The sequence below is a fragment of the Amycolatopsis sp. NPDC049159 genome, from assembly GCF_040648295.1.
GTDB lineage: Bacteria > Actinomycetota > Actinomycetes > Mycobacteriales > Pseudonocardiaceae > Amycolatopsis > Amycolatopsis pretoriensis_A.
On the sequence record NZ_JBEZDL010000007.1, the window covers coordinates 97,563 to 116,757 of the forward strand.

Annotated in this window: 17 protein-coding genes; all 17 read left to right on the forward strand. The window is 64.8% G+C overall.

Annotation, left to right across the window (positions count from 1 at the left end; genetic code table 11):
• Positions 1 to 189 precede the first annotated feature (189 nt).
• On the forward strand, positions 190 to 450 hold the full coding sequence (locus tag AB0B33_RS15135; RefSeq protein WP_360771435.1) for a hypothetical protein: 261 nt from the start codon (positions 190 to 192) through the stop codon (positions 448 to 450).
• A gap of 707 nt (positions 451 to 1,157) precedes the next feature.
• The gene (locus AB0B33_RS15140; protein WP_360771438.1) at positions 1,158 to 1,535 is read left to right on the forward strand and encodes a hypothetical protein; all 378 of its coding nucleotides are present in this window, start codon (positions 1,158 to 1,160) and stop codon (positions 1,533 to 1,535) included.
• A 103-nt stretch (positions 1,536 to 1,638) separates the two neighbouring features.
• Positions 1,639 to 3,072: an amino acid permease gene (locus tag AB0B33_RS15145; protein WP_360771441.1), complete on the forward strand. Its 1,434-nt coding sequence runs from the start codon at positions 1,639 to 1,641 to the stop codon at positions 3,070 to 3,072.
• Entirely contained in the window at positions 3,069 to 4,289 is a 1,221-nt protein-coding gene (locus AB0B33_RS15150; protein WP_360771443.1) for an arginine deiminase, read from the forward strand. The genes AB0B33_RS15145 and AB0B33_RS15150 overlap by 4 nt, the downstream gene beginning before the upstream one ends.
• An 11-nt stretch (positions 4,290 to 4,300) precedes the next feature.
• Positions 4,301 to 5,302: an ornithine carbamoyltransferase gene (argF, locus tag AB0B33_RS15155; RefSeq protein ID WP_360771446.1), complete on the forward strand. Its 1,002-nt coding sequence runs from the start codon at positions 4,301 to 4,303 to the stop codon at positions 5,300 to 5,302.
• 3 nt (positions 5,303 to 5,305) lie between these two features.
• The gene (locus AB0B33_RS15160; protein ID WP_360771449.1) at positions 5,306 to 6,226 is read left to right on the forward strand and encodes a carbamate kinase; all 921 of its coding nucleotides are present in this window, start codon (positions 5,306 to 5,308) and stop codon (positions 6,224 to 6,226) included.
• Entirely contained in the window at positions 6,223 to 9,519 is a 3,297-nt protein-coding gene (gene mgtA, locus AB0B33_RS15165) for a magnesium-translocating P-type ATPase (RefSeq protein ID WP_360771452.1), read from the forward strand. The genes AB0B33_RS15160 and mgtA overlap by 4 nt, the downstream gene beginning before the upstream one ends.
• On the forward strand, positions 9,516 to 9,746 hold the full coding sequence (locus AB0B33_RS15170; RefSeq protein WP_360771455.1) for a hypothetical protein: 231 nt from the start codon (positions 9,516 to 9,518) through the stop codon (positions 9,744 to 9,746). Before mgtA ends, AB0B33_RS15170 begins: the two co-directional genes overlap by 4 nt.
• Before the next feature lie 250 nt (positions 9,747 to 9,996).
• A complete protein-coding gene (locus tag AB0B33_RS15175) occupies positions 9,997 to 10,488 on the forward strand; it encodes a general stress protein (RefSeq protein ID WP_360771458.1) in 492 nt (163 codons plus the stop codon).
• A 3-nt stretch (positions 10,489 to 10,491) separates the two neighbouring features.
• Complete coding sequence (locus tag AB0B33_RS15180; protein ID WP_360771461.1) at positions 10,492 to 10,719, forward strand: hypothetical protein; 228 nt, start codon at positions 10,492 to 10,494, stop codon at positions 10,717 to 10,719.
• Positions 10,720 to 10,729: 10 nt separating this feature from the next.
• Positions 10,730 to 11,884, forward strand: coding sequence for an SPFH domain-containing protein (locus AB0B33_RS15185; RefSeq protein WP_360771464.1), 1,155 nt, complete (start codon positions 10,730 to 10,732; stop codon positions 11,882 to 11,884).
• Between the two features lie 238 nt (positions 11,885 to 12,122).
• Complete coding sequence (locus AB0B33_RS15190) at positions 12,123 to 12,308, forward strand: hypothetical protein (protein WP_360771467.1); 186 nt, start codon at positions 12,123 to 12,125, stop codon at positions 12,306 to 12,308.
• 169 nt (positions 12,309 to 12,477) lie between these two features.
• Positions 12,478 to 12,690 (forward strand): hypothetical protein, encoded by a 213-nt coding sequence (locus AB0B33_RS15195; RefSeq protein ID WP_360771470.1) that lies wholly within the window; start codon positions 12,478 to 12,480, stop codon positions 12,688 to 12,690.
• A gap of 60 nt (positions 12,691 to 12,750) precedes the next feature.
• Complete coding sequence (locus AB0B33_RS15200; protein ID WP_360771473.1) at positions 12,751 to 13,626, forward strand: recombinase zinc beta ribbon domain-containing protein; 876 nt, start codon at positions 12,751 to 12,753, stop codon at positions 13,624 to 13,626.
• Between the two features lie 322 nt (positions 13,627 to 13,948).
• Positions 13,949 to 14,368 (forward strand): hypothetical protein, encoded by a 420-nt coding sequence (locus tag AB0B33_RS15205; RefSeq protein ID WP_360771476.1) that lies wholly within the window; start codon positions 13,949 to 13,951, stop codon positions 14,366 to 14,368.
• 146 nt (positions 14,369 to 14,514) lie between these two features.
• A complete protein-coding gene (locus AB0B33_RS15210) occupies positions 14,515 to 16,521 on the forward strand; it encodes an ATP-binding protein (RefSeq protein WP_360771479.1) in 2,007 nt (668 codons plus the stop codon).
• Between the two features lie 64 nt (positions 16,522 to 16,585).
• Entirely contained in the window at positions 16,586 to 19,165 is a 2,580-nt protein-coding gene (locus AB0B33_RS15215) for a tetratricopeptide repeat protein (RefSeq protein WP_360771482.1), read from the forward strand.
• Positions 19,166 to 19,195 lie beyond the last annotated feature (30 nt).

Below are 19,195 nucleotides of genomic sequence, written 5' to 3' on the forward strand. Positions count from 1 at the left end.
CGACCGAACCGGCACTTCCCCTCTTGCGGCGTGCCGAACCCCCACCCTCGCCTGACGTCCGATTCGCCCCCAGAGGCCGAGGTCCCCACACGGCGGGACGAATTCCTCTAGCAGCTGGGCACGACCGGACGCTCTCTGGAGAAAGGAACGTCAAGTGGGACTGTATCCGTCGACTGCGCGGGAGAAGTAATGGAGATCCGGCATGTCAACGCCACGATCCCGACAGGCAACCACGGCAAGGACCAGAAGAAGCCAGGAAGCCTCCACATCACGCCCGGGGTGGTGGAGTTCCGGTACAGGATCCTCTTCGACATGAAGACTTACCGCATCCTGCGGGCAGGCGATCGTCTCCGTCGACGCAGACAAGCCCGCAATGGGCACGGCGTCGCTGCTGGTATCCACTTCCGATGGAAAGAGCTCGATCTTCAAGATGAGCCGCACCAAAGTTGACGATGCCCTCGCCGCCCTGACCGGCGAACAGCTCGGCTGACCCCAGCGGCCGCCTCGCAACACACGAGAAGTCACCACGAAGGCACGTCAAGAACCCGAGCATCGACCGCAGGCATAGCTGAGATCGTGCGGCTCGTGGCAGCGGTGGGGACCCGTGTGCCGCACCGCCGTTGCTCTCGGCACGGCCGCGACACCCTCGATGACCGCCACGAGCAAAGGTGGCGGCGATCACCACGTTCCTCCACTGCAGGCTGGTTCACCACGCGCGGCAAGGACCAAAGCCTTGCGATCAAGGGTCCGAAGTCCTCGGAAAACAGGTGCCGGTGGGGATACGATCGTTGGTACGTTCCGCTGACTCTGGCGCCCAAGACCCCGGTGCGGTTTTCCGTTGCCCTCTCGGCGTGCCGTGTGCCGGCCGCCGAATCGGATTCACTCCTGAAGGCCGAGCCATCCTGATGCTCCCACGTACCGCGCATACCGCGCTGCTCGTCTTCTGTTTCGTCTTCGGCTCCGTCGGAGTAGCGACGTCTACGGTGGCGGCGTTGATCTGCTGGTGTCTGCTGGGGCTCTTGGCCGGCCTCTGCGGGTGGCTCGGCGCCAGCGAACTGCCTGCGACCCGTCTGCGTCCCCGATGGGCGAGTTCCGACGTGCGTTGTGGTGCCGTGGCCGCCGGTGCGGTGGTCACGGTCTGTCTCACGATCGAGGGGTTGGTAGCTGTTGTCGGCGTGGCCGCGGCCGCGGCTGGGGTGTTCAGCGTCGGGTTGACGTGGGTGTACTGGCGGATCGTGCTCGCGTCAGCCGTTCGCCGGGTACCCGCTCGAATGATCCGGCAGCCTGCCCCGGCACCGGCGTCGCGGCCGGCCGCGACGAGCATGTCCACCGCGGAGCTGTGCGTGGCCTGGCGGCGGAGCTACCTCGAACTGCAGAACGCCGAGGGAGAGGCCGCCCGGCACGACGTGGTGGTGCGGCGGCAGGAGTACCTCGACGAGCTCGAGAACCGCAATCGCGACGGCTTCGCCCGTTGGCTGGCCAGCGGCGCCCGCGCGGGCGGAGACCCGCAACGGTATTTGACCGCCGACGGGTGAGTCCGGTCCTTCGGCCCGCCGGCTGTGGACCTAAGCCCCCTGGTACCCCCGTGCCCGGCGTAGATGCTCGACGCAAACCCGTGACCGGCAGATCGGACGATCGATGGCAGAGCAGGAACCCGCCGAAGAGTCCACATCGGGCAATCCGGCCGCGGCACAGGGCAAGGAGTTCGTCAACCGGTTCGGCCTGCCGACGGCGACGGCGCTGGTGGTGGGCTCGGTCATCGGCACGGGCGTGTTCGCGCTGCCGTCGTCGCTGGCTCCGTACGGCCTGTCGAGCCTGCTGGCCTTCGTGCTGGTCACGCTCGGCGCGCTGGCCCTGGCGCTGGTCTTCGGGTGGCTCAACAAACGGGTGCCGGGCTCGGGCGGACCGTACCTGTACGCCCGAGACGCCTTCGGTGACTTCGGCGGATTCGTCACCGCGTGGTCCTACTGGCTGACCACCTGGGTGGGCAACGCCGGCATCGCGGTCGCGTGGGTCGGTTACGTCGAGGTGTTCGTCAACAAGGGCCACAACCCGTGGTGGTCGATCGTCATCGCCCTGGCCGGGCTGTGGCTGCCGGCCGCCGTGAACATCTCCGGCGTCCGCAACCTCGCGTGGTTCCAGATCGTCACCACGGTCCTCAAGTTCGTGCCGCTGGTCTTCATGGCCACGATCGGGCTGTTCTTCGTCAAGACGAGCAACCTCGGTTCGTTCAACCCCAGCGGCCTGTCCTGGGTGGGCGCCATCTCCGCGGCGGCCGCGATCGCGCTGTTCAGCTACATCGGGCTCGAGACGGCCTCGGTGGCCGCCGGACGCGTCCGCGACCCGCGGCGCAACGTGTCCCGCGCGACCGTGCTCGGCACGCTGGTCTGCGCTCTGGTGTACGTCCTCGGGACCGTGACGGTGTTCGGCACCGTCGGACGCCAGACGCTGGTGGACTCCACCTCGCCGTTCTCGGATTCGGCCACCGCGATCTTCGGCGCGAGCTGGGCCGGGCAGGCCATGGCCGTGGTGGCGATCGTGTCCGGGCTCGGCTGCCTCAACGGCTGGACGCTGATCTGCGCCGAGATGCCGATGGCCGCGGCCCGCGACCGGCTGTTCCCCACCCAGTTCGCCAAGCTGAGCAAGAAGGAGATCCCGGTGTTCGGCATCGTGGTCGCCACCGTGCTGGCGTCGGTGCTCACCGCGTTCGGCTACTGGAGCTTCAAGTCGGTGTTCACCAACGTGGTGCTGCTGGGGGTGTTCACCGCGGTGATCCCCTACCTGTACTCCGCCGCCGCGCACCTGTACTGGCTCATCGTCCAGGGCCGCGCGCTGAACTGGCCGCACCTGGTCCGCGACCTGGTCGTGACCGCGTTCGCGCTGGTCTTCACCTTCTGGGCGCTGGCCGGCAGCGGCTACCAGGCCGTGTACTACGGCGTGTTCGTGTTCTTCCTCGGCATCCCCGTCTACGTCTGGATGAAGTCCCAGCGGAAGGAATACGGCGAAACACCCGTGCAGCCCATCCGATACCCCACCGACAGCCCGTACTTCCTCGCCCCGGAGCAGCCGTGAACTTCGCCGTGCATTCGGAGGTCGGCCGGCTGAACCAGGCCATCGTGCACCGGCCGGGGCTCGAACTGTCCCGGCTCACCCCGCGCAACATCGGCGAGCTGCTCTTCGACGACGTCCTGTGGGCCAAGCAGGCGAAGCAGGAGCACGACGCGTTCGCCGAAGCGTTGCGGGACAAGGGAGTCCGGGTGCACTACTACGGGCAGCTGCTGGCGGAAACCCTCGCGCTGCCCGAAGGCCGGTCCTTCGTGCTGGACCGGGTGTGCACCCCCGAGATCCTCGGCCCCGCGCTGGTCACTCCGCTGCGTCGGCTGTTCGACGACCTCGACGGGGAAAGCCTGGCCGAGTACCTCGTGGGCGGCGTGCTCAAGGCCGACCTGCGGCCGCTGCGAGCGCAGAGCCTGCGGTGGGACACCTTGGCCGCCGACGACTTCGTGCTCCCGCCGCTGCCGAACCACCTGTTCCAGCGCGACGACTCCTGCTGGGTGTACGGCGGCGTGTCGATCAACCCCATGGCGAAACCCGCGCGGCAGCGGGAATCCCTGCACACCCGGGCCATCTACCGCCACCACCCGATGTTCGCCGGGGCCGGCTTCCTCACCTACTACGGCGACGACGACGTCAGCCACCAGCCGGCCACGATCGAAGGCGGCGACGTGCACGTCCTCGGCGACGGCGCCGTCCTCATCGGCATGGGCGAACGCACCACGCCGATGGCCGTGGAAATCCTCTCCCGGGAGTTGTTCTCGACCTGCCAGGCCCACACCGTCGTCGCCGTGGAGCTCCCGCGCTCCCACGCGACGATGCACCTGGACACGGTGATGAGCATGGTCGACCGGGCCACGTTCGTCGTCTACCCCTACTTCGACCGCGCCGCCCGCAGCTGGACGGTCACCGCCGGCGAAGAACCCGGCACCCTGAGCGTGCGCGCGAATCCCGACCTCTGGCACACCCTCGCCGAACTCCTGAAGGTCCCGGCGGTCACCCTGCTCAGCACCGACGAAGACATCCGGGCCGCCGAACGCGAGCAGTGGGACGACGGCACGAACTACCTCGCCGTCGCCCCGGGGACCGTCCTCGGCTACGAACGCAACGTCGCCACCAACACCATGCTGCGCAAGCACGGCATCGAAGTCGTGACCATCGCCGGCAGCGAGCTGGGCCGCGGCCGCGGCGGCCCGCGCTGCATGACCTGCCCGATCGACCGCGACCCGAGCTGAACGGAACCGGAATGGCCTTCAACCTGCGCAACCGCAGCTACCTGACCGAGCTGGACTTCACCCGGGAAGAGCTCGTCTTCCTGCTGGACATGGCGAGCCGGCTGAAGTCCGCTGCCTACGCCGGAACCAGCGAGCACCGGCTGGCGGGCAAGCACCTGGCGCTCATCTTCGAGAAGGCGTCCACGCGCACCCGCTGCGCGTTCGAAGTCGCCGCTGCCGACGAAGGCGCCACCACGACCTACCTGGGCCCGCAGGACACCCACCTGGGACATAAGGAGTCCGCCCGCGACACCGCCCGGGTGCTCGGCCGGATGTACGACGGGATCGAGTACCGCGGCCACGACCAGCGCACCGTCGAACAACTCGCCCAGTACTCCGGCGTGCCCGTCTACAATGGACTCACTGACACCTGTCACCCGACCCAGTCGCTGTGCGACGTGTTCACCATGCGGGAGAACAGCGGCAAACCCTTGCGGGACATCAAGTTCTGCTACCTCGGTGACACCCGCAACAACGTCGCGAACTCGCTGCTCGCGATGGGCGCCAAGCTCGGCATGGACGTCCGGCTGGCCGGACCACGCACGCTGCACCCCAATGAGGAGCACCTGGCGGCCTGCCGGCGGGTGGGCACCACCACCGGTGCCCGGATCACTGTCACCGACGACCTCGACGCGGCTGTCGCGGGCGCGGACTTCCTCTACACCGACGTCTGGGTGTCCATGGGCGAACCCGCGGAAACGTGGCACGAGCGGGTCGAGCTGCTGGCTCCCTACCAGGTCACGGCGAAGACGCTGGAGGCCACCGGCAATCCCGGCGTCCGGTTCCTGCACTGCCTGCCGGCCCTGCACGACCGCGACACCGAGGTCGGCGCCGAAGCCTTCCGGGAATTCGGTCTCGACGGTGTCGAAGTCACCGACGAGGTCTTCGAATCCCCGGCGTCGCTGGTGTTCGAGCAGGCGGAGAACCGGATGCACACCATCAAGGCGATCCTGGTCGCCACCCTGGGCGCCTGAGCCGTGCGGATCCTGGTCGCCCTGGGCGGCAACGCCCTGTTGCGCCGCGGCGAACGGCCGGACGCGGACCTGCAGCAGGTCAACGTGCTCGCCGCTGCCGAGGCGATCGCGGAGCTGGCCGCCGAGCACGAGGTCGTGCTCACCCACGGCAACGGCCCCCAGGTCGGGATGCTCGCCCTGGAAAGCGCCGCGGACCCCGCGCTGACCCGGCCGTACCCCCTCGACGTCCTCGGCGCCCAGACCCAGGGCATGATCGGCTACCTGCTCGGCCAGGCCCTGCAGAACGTCGTGCCCGGCCGGCAGGTCGCCACGCTGCTGACGCAGACGCTCGTCTCCGTCGCCGATCCCGCGTTCGCCGATCCCACCAAGTTCGTCGGCCCGGTCTACACCGGGGACCAGGCGGCCTCGCTCGCCGCCGAACGCGGCTGGACCGTGCGCGAGGACGGCCCGGCGTGGCGCCGGGTCGTCCCGTCGCCCCGCCCGCAGCGCGTGGTGGAAACCCGGGTGATCCGCGCACTCGTCGAGTCCGGCACGATCGTGGTCTGCGCCGGCGGAGGCGGCATTCCCGTGGTGCGCGACGAACACACCGGGCGGCTGCGCGGCGTCGAAGCCGTCGTCGACAAGGACCAGACCGCGGCTCTGCTCGCCGAAGCCCTCGACGCCGACGCCCTGCTGCTGCTCACCGACGTGCCCGCGGTCGTCGACCACTACGGCACCCCTCAGGCCACGCCCATCCACCGCACCACACCGGCGCAGCTGCGGTCCCGGGACTTCCCGGCCGGCTCGATGGGGCCCAAGGTCGACGCCGCCTGCCGCTTCGTCGAATTGACCGGCAACGTCGCCGCGATCGGTGCACTCGACTCCCCCGCCGCGATGCTGCGCGGCACCGAAGGCACCGTCATCACCCCGGGCGGCAAGCCGTGAAAAGCGCACAACCGGCCACGGATCCGGCCCGCGCGGCCGCACCTCAGGCCGGAATCAGCTCGGCGGGAGCGCAGACGACCGAGCAGGTGCTGCGCGAACTCGGCGTCACCCTCGGCGGGCTGGCCGCGAGCGACGTCGCCGAACGGTCGGCGCGGTACGGGCCGAACGCCGTGTCGTCGCACCGCGCGCGGCTGGTCCCGGTGCTCTGGCACCAGCTGCGCTCGCCGTTGCTGGTGCTGTTGGTGGTCGCCGCCGTCGCGTCCTACTTCGTCGGCGAGCGCAGTGACGCGGTCATCATCGGGGTGATCGTCGCGGTCTCGGTCGGGCTGGGGTTCGTCAACGAGTACCGCGCGGAGAAGGCCGCGGAAGCACTGCACGCGCAGATCCGGCACGAGACGGTGGTGCGCCGGGACGGGCACCCCGTGGCGGTGGACGTCACCGAGCTGGTGCCCGGCGACATCGTCGAACTGAAGCTCGGCGACGTCGTCCCGGCCGATCTGCGGCTGCTGGAAGTCGCCGGCCTGGAATGCGACGAGTCGGTGCTGACCGGGGAATCGTTGCCGCTGGAGAAGGACACGGCGGCCGTCCCCGAGGGCACCGCGCTGGCCGAGCTGTCCGGGTGCGCGCTGATGGGCACGGTCGTGCACGCCGGCAGCGCCACCGGCGTCGTGGTGTCGACCGGTGCCCGCACCGGGTTCGGGGCGATCGCCGCGGGCCTGAGCACCCACCAGCTCGACACCGAGTTCCAGGTCGGGCTGCGGAAGTTCTCGATGCTGCTGGTGTACGTCGCCGGGGCGCTGACGACCTCGATCTTCGCGGTCAACGTGGTGCTGCACAAGCCGATCCTGGACGCGTTGCTGTTCTCGCTCGCGATCGCGGTCGGCATCACCCCGCAGCTGCTCCCGGCCGTCGTGTCCACGAGCCTCGCCGCCGGGTCGCGGCGGATGAGCCGGCGTAAGGTGCTCGTCAAGCGGCTGGTGTGCATCGAGGACCTGGGCAACGTCGACGTGCTGTTCACCGACAAGACCGGCACGCTGACCCTCGGCCGCATCGACTACATGCGGGCCGTTCCGGCGGTCGGCAGCGATCCCGGCGAAGTGCTGCGCTGGGGCTTGCTCTGCACCGAGAACACCGCCGCCGTCGGCGGTAACCCGCTGGACCAGGCTCTGTGGACGTCGCCGGGCTCGGTGGCGCAACGAGCCGCGCTGGCCGGTCACACGACCCTGGGCGTGCTGCCCTTCGACCACGAGCGGCGGATGGTCTCCGTCGTCGTCCGCGACCCGGCGGGCCACACCGTCCTGGTCACCAAGGGCGCTCCGGAGACGGTGCTGGACCGCTGCACCGTCGTCCCGCCCGAAGCGCGGCAAGCCTTGGACGCCGAGTTCGCGGCGGGCAACCGGGTCGTCGCCGTGGCCACCCGGCCCTTCCCCGGCGGGCAGCCACCGGCACCCGCGGACGAAAACGGCCTGACGCTGCTGGGGTTCCTGGTGTTCCTCGACCCGCCCAAGCACGACGCCGCGCAGTCCCTGCGGCGGCTGCGCGACCTCGGCATCGCGGTCAAGGTCGTCACCGGCGACAACCCCGCGGTCGCGGCGAAGGTCTGCCACGACCTCGGACTCGGCGACGGTGCCGCGCTGACCGGGGCTGACCTCGACCGCCTCGACGACACCCAGCTCGCCGACGCGATCACCCGCACCACGGTGTTCGCCCGGGTGAGCCCGGAGCACAAGGCCCGCATCGTGCGCGTGCAGCGGCTCAGTGGCGGCGGGGTGGCGTTCCTCGGCGACGGCGTCAACGACGCGCTCGCCCTGCACGCGGCCGACGTCGGCATCTCGGTGGACTCGGCCACCGACGTCGCCAAGGACGCCGCCGACGTGATCCTGCTGGAGAAGGACCTCGACGTGCTCGCCGACGGCGTCACCGAAGGGCGGCGGATCTTCGCCAACACCATCAAGTACGTGCTCATGGGCACGTCCAGCAACTTCGGCAACATGTTCTCGGCCGCGGGTGCGTCGCTGTTCCTGACGTTCCTGCCGATGCTGCCCTCGCAGATCCTGCTCAACAACCTGCTCTACGACACCAGTCAGCTCGCGATCCCCACCGACACCGTCGACGAGGAGCAGCTCCGTCGTCCGTCCCATTGGGACATCGGGTTCATCCGCCGGTTCATGGTCTTCTTCGGTCCGCTGAGCTCGGTGTTCGACTTCGTCACCTTCGGCGTCATGCTGTGGGTGTTCCACTCCGGCCCGGACCAGTTCCGCTCGGGCTGGTTCGTCGAATCCCTGGCCACGCAGACGCTGGTGATCTTTGCGATCCGCACCCGGCGGATCCCGTTCTTCCGCAGCCACCCGAGCCTGCCGCTGACCCTGGGCGCCCTCGGCGTCGTGACCGTCGGCGCCCTGCTGCCCGCGACACCGCTCGCGGCCACACTGGGGTTCTCGCCCCTGCCGGGCGGGTTCTTCGCCGCGCTGGCCGGGATGGCACTGGGCTACCTCGTCCTGATCGAGGCCGGCAAGCGGATCTCTACCGCGCCGCGGGCGCGCCGCCGACCGGGCCGAGACCCTACAGCCACCGCCGCCACCTTCGCCGCCGGGCCGCGTACTTCAGCACCGTCGAGCGAGCCGGCGCACCTCCGGATGACGACACCGGTGGCTGACCACCGCGACCTGAACACCTACGGAAGAGGAGACCTGTCATGCGGTCGGGTGTCGCGGGGTGCGCTCGTCGATGGCGCCTACCGCGAAGGCGACGTCGAGGTGGACCGGGCTGGCCGTCCCCGGCCTGATCGACCTGCAGGTCAACGGGTTCGCCGGATCGACTTCCTCACCGCGGACGTCGACGGCTTCCGGCACGCCGGTGCCGAACTCGCCCGCGCCGGTGTGGTGGCCTACCAGCCCACCTTGATCACCAGTGAGTCCGGCCAGACGCCGCCGCGATCGCCGCGGCGGACCGGCAAGGCCCGGTCGTACCCGGACGGCGCGCGGATCCTCGGCGCCCACCTGGGGGGCCCGTTACTGTCACCGCGACGGGCCGGCACCCACCCGGCCGACCTGCTGCGCAGCCCGGACCTCGAACTGACGACGCGGCTGCCGGCAGCCGGACCGGTCACCCAGGTGACGCTGGCGCCCGAACTGCCAGGGGCTGGACCTGGTCACGTTCCTGGTCCGAGGCGGATGCCGCGTTCGACCGGGGCGCCCGGCTGGTCACCCACCTCTTCGACGCCATGCGGCCGTTCACCCACCGCGACCCGGGCATCGTGGGCGCGGCACTGCCCCGAGACGACGTCGGGGTGAACGCCGATCCCCGCCACCTCTCCCCCGAGGCCATCCGGCTCGCTTTCCGCGCCGCGAGTGGCCGGGTCGTCCTGGTCACCGACGATCTGGCCGCGGGCGGCTGCCCGGACGGGACCTACCGCATGAGCGCGGTCGAGTTCACGGTGGCCGGCGGTGTCGCCCGCCGCGGGGACGGCACCCTGGCGGGCACGACGATCACGCTCATCGAGGCGATCCGCAACGCCTGAGCTGCGGGGATCGGCTGGGAAACCGCGGTCAACGCGGCCCTGACGAGGAGGCGACGACAGCGACCGGATCCTGATCGGTTTCGGCACTGCCGGAACCTCCGCCGGCGAGCGAGCCGCCGCGAGTGACGTCGGAGCCGATGTGCCGAAGTGCTCCTCGATCGAGGACTTCGGCGACTGGAGCCGCGCACGTCACGCGGACGAAGCTACCCACAGGCGCACCGTCCTCTACCGCGCCGAGAAGGTAGACATCGTGAACACGACATCCGGCTGGACCCGCTCGCACCGATTTCCCGCGCCCCCCGCGATCGAACGCGTCTCGCTCGGTTCCTACCCCACCTACGCCGAGGCGCAAAGCGTGGTGGAACAGCTCGCCAAGGCGCGTTTCGAGCTGGAGACCACCCAGATCGTCGGAACCGACCTGCGGCTCGTCGAGCAGGTCACCGGGCCGCTCACCTGGGCGCGTGCGCTGGTGGCCGGCATGGCCAGCGGTGCGTGGTTCGGGCTCTTCGTCGGCCTGCTGCTGAGCATCGTCGCGGACACGACCTTGCTGCGGGCGCTGAGCTGGGGCATCGGCTGGGGTCTCGTGTTCGGCGCGGTGTTCGCCGTGATCGGCTACGGCATGACCCGCGGACGCCGCGACTTCACCTCCCGCAGCGCCACCGTGCCCACCCGGTTCGACGTGCTCGTCGAGACCGCGCACGCCGACCACGCCCGCGCGGCGCTCGCCGGCGGACCGCGCTGACCGATGACCGCCGATCCGTCCCCGCTGGGCCGCATCGGCGTCCTGCTCACCGGCACCCGCGGATCGGCCGGTCCCGGCGAGGTCCTGCTCAGGATCCGCGGGGGCACCGAAACCTACCGGGCCTACTCCGACGAGTCGCTCCCGAAGGGCGCGACCGTCCTGGTCGTCGAATCCCGCGCACACCGCGCCGTCGACGTCGTCGCCTGGTCCGACCCCTTCACCGACAGCTAGGAAAACGATCATGTTCGGTTACCGAGTACCCGCGCCCGACGAAGCGATGCTCATCTCCGGCGGCAAGCGCAGCGGCGTGGGCGAAACACCGTTCCGGGTGGTCACCGGGCACGGCGCGTTCGTCATGCCGTTCTTCCGCAAGGTCCGGTTCCTGACCTTGAGCATGGCCGAATCGGAAGTGTCCGAGACCTGCGTGACCAAGCAGGCCATCACCCTCAACGTCCGCGCGGTCATCGCGTTCAAGGTCGGCAACGACACCGAAAGCATCGTCAACGCGGGCCAGCGTTTCCTGTCCGACCAGGGCCAGATGTCGGTCTTGACCGGGCGGATCTTCGCCGGGCACCTGCGCTCGATCATCGGGTCGATGACCGTCGAGGAAATCGTCACCGAACGGCAAAAGCTCGCCACCGAAGTGCTCGACGGGTCGGCCGCGGAGATGGCGAAGATCGGGTTGACGATCGATTCGCTGCAGATCCAGTCGATCGACGACATGAAGCTCGGCTACATCGCCGCGATGGCCGCGCCGCACAACGCCGCGATCCAGCGTGAGGCCCAGATCGCCCAGGCCCGCGCCGACCAGGCCTCGGCCGAGGCCGCCCAGGAGTCGCAGCGGCGGCAGGCGGAATACGCACGCCAGACGTCGGTGGTGCAGGCCCAGTACAAGGCCGAGGTCGACAAGGCCCAGGCCGAAGCCGCCCAAGCGGGCCCGCTGGCCCAGGCCACGGCGCAGCGTGAAGTGATCCACGCGCGGACCGAGCTGGCCCAGCGCGAGGCGCTGCTGCGTCAGCAGCAGCTGGTCGCGGAGATCGTGAAGCCCGCCGAAGCCCAAGCAGAGCAGGTGCGGGTGATGGCGCGCGCCGACGCCGAAGCGATGGAGGTCAAGGCGGCGGCGGCCGCGTCGCACGACCGGGTGGCCCTCGACCGGTTGGTCATCGAGCAGCTCCCGCAGATCGTCCGTGAAGCCGCGCAGGGCCTCAGCGGGGCGCACGTCACCGTCCTCAATGGAAGTGACGGTCTCGGGGAGATCGCCGCCGGCCTGGTCGGGCAGGGCATGGCTATCCTCGAGTCTGTCAAGAAAGGAATCTCCCAGCCGATCGTGGGACGGTCGAACGGGCTGGTCCCTGCGACGGTGACCCAGGACAACAACCACGCCGCAACGGGATAGTCGCACCGAGTTTCCTCTTCGGTGGCGGAGAGGACCCGATCTGACAGATACTTTTCGGCCGGCGCGGTCTATCGTCAGCAGGTCGTGTAGTTCACGAGTGCACCGCCCCAGCCCCCGGCGGCGCCACCGGTTAGGTGGCCGAAGGTTCGGAGGGCTGAATGGTCAAGATCATGACCGAAGCGATGAGTCGTCGACTTCGCGGGGTGTGTGTCGCATGGCGGGCTTAGGGTGGCTTTTCGTGCCGTTGCTCACGCCTGGGGTGGTGATGGCGGCGGCGCTGGTGTTGCAGCGCTGGGAAGATGCCGTGCTTTCCGCCGGCCCAGCGCGTGCTGGCGTGATCGTCGGTCAAGACGGCGTCGACGGGTTGTTTTCCGAGCATCTACGCTCCGCACCGCAGGTGGCTGTTCCGGATCCGGAGCCGTGAAGCGCTGAGATTCTACCCCGCCACGCCCCCAGCGGGCTGCTTCGCCGTTCCACGCTGCCAACTCCACCCGGCAAGCAAAGCCAACGGAATCAGACAGACCAGACGGCGAAGAACTCGACGATGACGCCGACGTCGACCGTTCCGGCCCGAGCCGTCCGGCGCGGAAAAGATGTCCGGCGACTTCGCGTCCGCGCTGGTGCACTTCACCGACGACGTCCTCTTCGGCGAGGTGCGGAAGGCACCGGCCCGCGACGGCATCCTCTCCCCCTCGATGGACGATCCCGCCCGCAACCGGCACCGCACCGGCGTCGCCTCGGCCAAAGACGCCGTCGGCGTCATCCTCACCAACCCCCGCTACACCGGGCGGCAGGTCTGGAACTAGCAACGCAAAGAGGAGGTCCTCATCGACGTCGAAGACGTCGGGCTCGGTCACGAAACCAAGATGCGCTGGAACGCCCGGGGCAAGTGGATTTTCTCCGAGCAGATCGTCCACGAACCGATCATCGACGTCGAGACCTTCCAGCGCGCTCAGGAGATCGCAGCAGCCAAGGGTGCGGGCCGCAAGACCCGGGAACGGACCCGGACCCGCCATCCCTACGTTCTCAGCGGTCTGTTGCACTGCGGGGTTTGCAGCCGCCGGATGCAGGGCCAGCGCAACCACGAACGGCCGTTCTACCGCTGCCGCTACCCCACCGAATACGGGTTGGCGAACAAGACCGAGCACCCGCGCAACGTCTACCTCGCCGAGCGTGACCTTCTCGGCCCCATCGACGACTGGCTCGCGACCAGCTTCGCCCCGCACCGGCTCCACGACACCATCGACGCTCTCTACGCCGCGCAGCCTGATCTCGACGTTGATCCCGCCGCTGCAGCTGCCGAGAAGCTCATCGCGGAATGCGATCGGGCGCTGGAGCGGCACCGCGCGGCGCTCGAAGCCGGAGCCGACGTCCAGCTGGTCACTGGATGGATTGCCGAGACGCAGGCGCGACGAGCTGAAGCCAAAGCGCGTGTCAGCGTGAAGCCGAAGCAGGAGCGGTTGACCAAGGACCAGATCCGCGAACTCGTCGAGCGGCTCGGTGACATCAGGAAGGTGCTGGCTGCGGCCGACCCCGTCCGTAAACGGGAGGTCTACCGCCAGCTACAGCTGCAGGCCACCTACCACCCCGGTCAACGACACGTGCGGATCGAGGTAAATCTCGATCCGCACGTGTGGGGTTATGGTAAGTGTCCGAGGGGCGACCTGCACACTATCCACCCACCTCCCATTGCCCGCCTCGCGGAGCCAATAGCGACGCGGTCGACCGGACGACGAATCTGATTGTTAGGACCCCTGCACCTAGCTCAGCGTCCGACGATCGCCCCACCAAGCTCGCCCACCCCCAACCAGCGACTCGGGCACAGCCACGCGCATGATCACGGTTGGGTCACCATCGTCGGCGCATGTTGCGTACTTAGCGTGCAGAAGCGATCTATACGACATGAACAAGTACGCGACTTCGCCAGCACTCCAGTGCAGCTGGCGACTGACCAGGTCTATGCCTGTCACCGCTGCGAGCGAGGTTGGGATTAGCCAGCACTTTCCGTGCGAGCCAGCGCAACCACGCTCTGGAGTGGCGGCACTACGGGCTTGAGGACGCACGATGCCAGTCTGGCTACAGGTCACGCTTCCTATATTCACGGCTTTCCTCGGCGGAAGCGTCGGCTTCGGCTTCGGACGGCTGAACAGCGCACTGGACCGCCGGCAGGGCCGTAGAGAGATCGAAGCGGCTCGCCGGAAGGCTGATCGAGAACGCTTGCCAGCCTTCAAGGTCGAACACGTAAGTAACGCGTTGTATAGGATCGTCAATGTCGGCGACAAGGATGCAACCGCCGTACACTTCTCCGACCGGGACGAATCATACGCACAGATTCAAAGCCGGCCGGAGCGGATCCGACTCGACATCGGCTCAGCTTACGAGTTCGGCATCGCCACTGCCGACGCACTGCCACTACCCGGGCGACTATTAGTCATGTGCGACGAGTTCGACGAACCGAAACCAGTGCGGGTTCCGCTGCAGTGAAGCCCCATCACGCCCAGGCTGGCAGCAGGCACATCTTGCGATTGAGCTCTATCACAGCAGCGAGTCACCGTGGCTCGCAAGAAAACATGGCACATCCATCGCAAGCAGCGACAAACAAAGTGCACCGTTAAGATCTACTCCAATACTTGGCGAAACCTCAAACATACCACAGTGAAAGGCTGAAAATGACAACAGATAAGCGGAGACTGAAGATCGAATTTCACGGTCGAGTGATCGAGCATTTAGGTATTGACATGTATCAATCACCTGTCGCCGCTATCGCCGAGTTGATCTCTAACGCCTGGGATGCCGATTCGAGCAAGGTTGAAGTCGAACTTCCTGATCGACTTCGCGAAGATGCGAAGCTTACCATATCCGACAACGGCGAAGGAATGACGTTCACGCAGTGCCAGGACCGCTACTTAGCCGTCGGCTACAACCGCCGCAAAGATCGACGATCAGAGCAAACGAGGCTAGGTCGTCCCGTGATGGGGAGGAAGGGAATCGGCAAGTTTGCAGGCTTCGGCATCGCAGAGCTAGTAACGGTTGAAACGGTTAGTTCAGAAACAGGCGAGAAGACAGTATTCCAGCTGGACGTCGAACAGCTTACCGGCGGAGACAAGTATGCCGGGCGCAAGCCGATGGACGTCGATGTAATCGAATATCTCGAACCCGACGAAAGTCGGAAAGCTCTGCATGGCACCAAGATAACACTGCAATCTCTAACGATGAAACAGAAGTCAAACATTGACGCTTTTCGGCGTAGTATGGCAAGACGTTTTCTCCTGCTCGAACGCTCGGATGAGTTCGACGTCTTAGTCAATGGCGAACCTATCAGCCAGCATGACGATGTCGAAAATATTGAGTTCGATTTTCCGTCCGACTATAGCGATAAGCGCAGGCCCGAGAACATCGAGATCGAGGACGGCTGGGGAATCGAAAGGCTCTCGAACGGTCACAAGATCCGATGGCGGTTTGTTTTCTATCGCGACACCATCAACGATGAGGAGCTCGTAGGAATCTCGATATTTAGTCGCCGAAAGCTTGCGCAACGTCCGTTCAATTTCAACCTTGCAAGTAGCGTCGGCGGCCAACAAGGATTGAGTTATCTGTCAGGCCGCGTCGAGGCAGACTTCATTGACGACCAGCCCAAAGACCTAATCTCGACAGAACGGCAGCGAATTAACTGGGATTCCGACACCTCGACACCATTACTTCACTGGGGACAAGAGAAAGTAAAGTCCCTCCTGCGAATCTGGCAAGAAGCGCGCACCGAGGCTAAAGTGCGAGCCATGAACGACAAGATTGCGCCGTTCACACCTCGTCTAGACAAACTTGAAAGACGAGAGCGATCCATTGTTGAGCGCGCACTCAAGTCGATGGCTCGCATTTCTGTGCTTTCTGATCAGAACTTCACCGACATCGCCAACGCGATCCTAGGCGCATGGGAAAAGGGCCGGCTCAACGACCTCATTGGCGACCTGGCGGATGCCGGCGAGCTCGATGCGGAAGCATTAGTTAAGATCCTAGCAGAATCCGAGGTCATGAGCGCGCTCCATGCCGCCGAGCGAGTTCGTGCGCAGCTGAATCTAATCCAGGGCCTTGAGAAACGGATCGAGAATAAAGAGCTTGAGTTAGCCGTACGCGACTACATTGCCGAAAATCCGTGGCTGATATCGCCCGAATGGGACACTTTTAAAGTCGAACGCAGCGTGTCGGGGCTCATGAAGGAACTCGGCGCAGAGCTCCTTGATGGGAATACAGACTGGAAAGCACGAATCGACCTAGCCTTGCGCGCCGGATCGCAGTTGCTGGTAGTCGAATTCATGCGGCCAGGAGTGACCGCAGATTGGGATCATATCTATCGATTTGAGCGCTATGTTTATTCCTTGCGCGACGTCGTTACCGCGCGTCGTCGAGGTGATTTTCGAGACGTTTCAGGACTTATGGTCGCTGACCGCCTAGAAAATCCTAAAGGCTTCGCAGGAAAGCTCGCATCGATGAGACGTGAGGGCTTCGACGTTGTCGACTGGGCAGGTCTCCTCGAACGAGCCCGGAGGCAGTGGCAAGACTACTTCGAGATTCTGCATGGTCGAGCCCCGAATGATGACCGCATGCAAGACCTTGCATGCGGTCAAGTCGGACGCAATTAGGAGCATAAAAGCTAACCTGCGTAAGAACTAGTTGCTCCTGTTTCATATGAGGTAGGATGGCCATATGTCGCTCAGATGGGACGAGACCTGGCATCGCCTGCGCGAATGGACCAACGGCCAAGCGCGATCAGAGCGGCTCGCCGCGCAGGTTCTGCTCAGCCAGATGTTCACGGACATCGACCCTAGCCACCCGCTTGGAGGCCCCGACGGCAAGCGTGACGCACATGCGAAGCGCAACGGTGAATCGTGGATCATGGCCGTTTACTTCCCGCGAGGGCAGAGAAGCTTTTCGGATATCAAAGCAAAACTGCTTGCCGACTACGCTGGCGTGCAACAACACAACGCGGTAGGACTAGTTTTTGTCACGAATCAGGAAATCACCCTAAAAGAGAGAGAATCGCTAGCAGAATCAGTCGATAAGAAACTTGAACTACTACACCTTGAGCGAATCGTTGCCATCCTTGATGCTCCCGCCATGCATGCAGTGCGTGAGCAATTCCTAGACATTCCTAGTGCTAGTTCCGCAGCAAGCCCTAGAGTCGCAGCGATCTCTCAGGACCTGCTCTTAGCAAGGAGGATTTCTCCCCATTCTGAGAGGGGAGCCTCTACGAGATTGTTCGGACGCGATAGCGACATCTCGATACTTGAAAACTTTTTGACCGGAACTCAAGCTAATAGTCCCAAGATCAGCCTGATCTCAGGTTTAGCGGGCACAGGAAAAACGGCACTTGCAAACCGCGCCGCAAACGACGCCGTGGACCGGGGCCACTTCGTCGGAAGTTCAGTTTTTGTAGATTTTCGCGGGTATACGTTAGATGTATCAGAGGCAGTACAACCCAGCTCAGTAATTCCTGGAATAATCTACGCCTTAGGTGAACACGAAACGAACCTTGAACCAAGTTCTATGGTCTTGAAATACCACGAGGTACTTGAGACCAAAGCTCGATCCGGCACCAGGATTCTGTTCGTATTCGACAATGTATCTGACGTAAGTCAGATCGAGCCCCTGTTACCTCGCGCAGGTGAACACAGGGTGATTATTACTTCGAGATCGGCATTTGAAGGTCGGTTGCCGAACTGTTTAGCCCTCCGAATCAACAAATTAGAGAACGCTGAAGCTTGTCACATGCTGATGCAGCTATCTGCCGAACGAGCCAAAGATCATCCAGATCGAGACGAGGGCGAATTCCGTCGCCTTGCTCGGCTATGCGGCGAGCTACCTTTAGCACTACAGATAGCGTCGGCTATCCTCCTCTCAGACCCCGGCCTTTCTCCGAGCGAACTCTCAGATGAGCTTTCTTCCGAGGCTGATCGCCTCGAGACTCTCCAGTATCACGATCTCATGGTTAATGCCGCACTGACAGCTTCCTACATCCGACTCGATGAAGAAACTGCACGACTACTGCGATTTGCATCTCTACATCCTGGCGAGGAGCTTTCACTGGCGTCTCTTTCTTCTCTCATTGCGCGTCGCTCTATCACGACTCGCCGACTAGTTCGCGCCCTGCAGCACGCACATCTATTCGAGCCCGGCGCCACGAGTGATCGATGGCGGTTACACGACCTAGTGCGAATTTACTCGGCCGATAAGCTCTCAGAAGTAGATGATCAGAGCGCCGTCAACGACGCAAATAATCGACTTCTCGATTACTATGAAGAGACTGCAGTCGCGGCCGCGGAATGGCACTCTAAGGATACGCATTTCGAAACCAGGCAGGCCGCAAACGACTGGCTTGAGCATGAGATCTCCACAGTCGTCTCTTGCATACATCTAGCATCGAAGATGTCACGTCTGACGACGTCTTGGACGCTCGCCATCTCGACGGGCTCCGTTCTCTCAGCCAAGAATAATCATGCGTTGCGCTTGTATACCTCAAATCTTGCCGTGTCGACAGCTGAGCAACTCAACGACTCGGACAAGTTGGCTGCAGCGCTGAACAATGTTGGCCTCACCGAGAACTCGCTGCAAAGGTACGACCAAGCAATTAGAACGTTCACCAGAGGTCTTCGAATCGCCCGAACCTGCGATACACCAGACCATGAGATCAGGCTGCTTACCGGACTGAGTGAATCAATAAGGCAGCGCGGCGACGCGTTTTTGAGTATTGGCCCTCTTAAGCGGGCATTGAAGCTTGTCGAGAAGCATGGAACATACGGAAGCACCGGGTACATTCTTACCAATATTGGGATAGCCCTACGCGAGTCCGGTCAGCCAAAGGCATCTATTCCATACTTTAGGAACGCACTCGAATATCACCAGGTAAACGAAGATCGCCAGGCAGAAGCGTCCACACTTGGCCAGCTTGGAACAGCATTGAGCCAGACAGGGAGCTGGATCGAAGCCGAGAAATTCATCCTTGAATCCATCCAGGCTGCGAAGGATGTCAATGACGCATACAATGGCGCAATGATGCTCATTAATCTCGGTAACCTATACTCACAGCAGGGACGATACGCAGAAGCACTTGGGCAGTACAAGACTGCACTGAAAACATTCCAGGAGTTTGAGTCTTTTACAGGAATGCATATGGTTCTGACTAATATGTCGAGACTATATGCCCTGACCAAGCAGTTTAACCTTGCGTCAGAGACGCTTGCCAGAGCGCGGGCGTACTCAGACATGCGGGAGACGGGCCAAAAATAGGTGATGGAACAGGCTTCTTTTCCGTCTATC

What these genes read in the sequence shown, in the direction of transcription:
- AB0B33_RS15180 (WP_360771461.1), top strand. Translation starts at nt 10,492, where the DNA reads ATGACCGCCGATCCGTCCCCGCTGGGCCGCATCGGCGTCCTGCTCACC.
- AB0B33_RS15215 (WP_360771482.1), top strand. Translation starts at nt 16,586, where the DNA reads ATGTCGCTCAGATGGGACGAGACCTGGCATCGCCTGCGCGAATGGACC.
- AB0B33_RS15195 (WP_360771470.1), top strand. Translation starts at nt 12,478, where the DNA reads ATGTCCGGCGACTTCGCGTCCGCGCTGGTGCACTTCACCGACGACGTC.
- AB0B33_RS15185 (WP_360771464.1), top strand. Translation starts at nt 10,730, where the DNA reads ATGTTCGGTTACCGAGTACCCGCGCCCGACGAAGCGATGCTCATCTCC.
- AB0B33_RS15200 (WP_360771473.1), top strand. Translation starts at nt 12,751, where the DNA reads ATGCGCTGGAACGCCCGGGGCAAGTGGATTTTCTCCGAGCAGATCGTC.
- AB0B33_RS15135 (WP_360771435.1), top strand. Translation starts at nt 190, where the DNA reads ATGGAGATCCGGCATGTCAACGCCACGATCCCGACAGGCAACCACGGC.
- AB0B33_RS15205 (WP_360771476.1), top strand. Translation starts at nt 13,949, where the DNA reads ATGCCAGTCTGGCTACAGGTCACGCTTCCTATATTCACGGCTTTCCTC.
- AB0B33_RS15145 (WP_360771441.1), top strand. Translation starts at nt 1,639, where the DNA reads ATGGCAGAGCAGGAACCCGCCGAAGAGTCCACATCGGGCAATCCGGCC.
- argF (WP_360771446.1), top strand. Translation starts at nt 4,301, where the DNA reads ATGGCCTTCAACCTGCGCAACCGCAGCTACCTGACCGAGCTGGACTTC.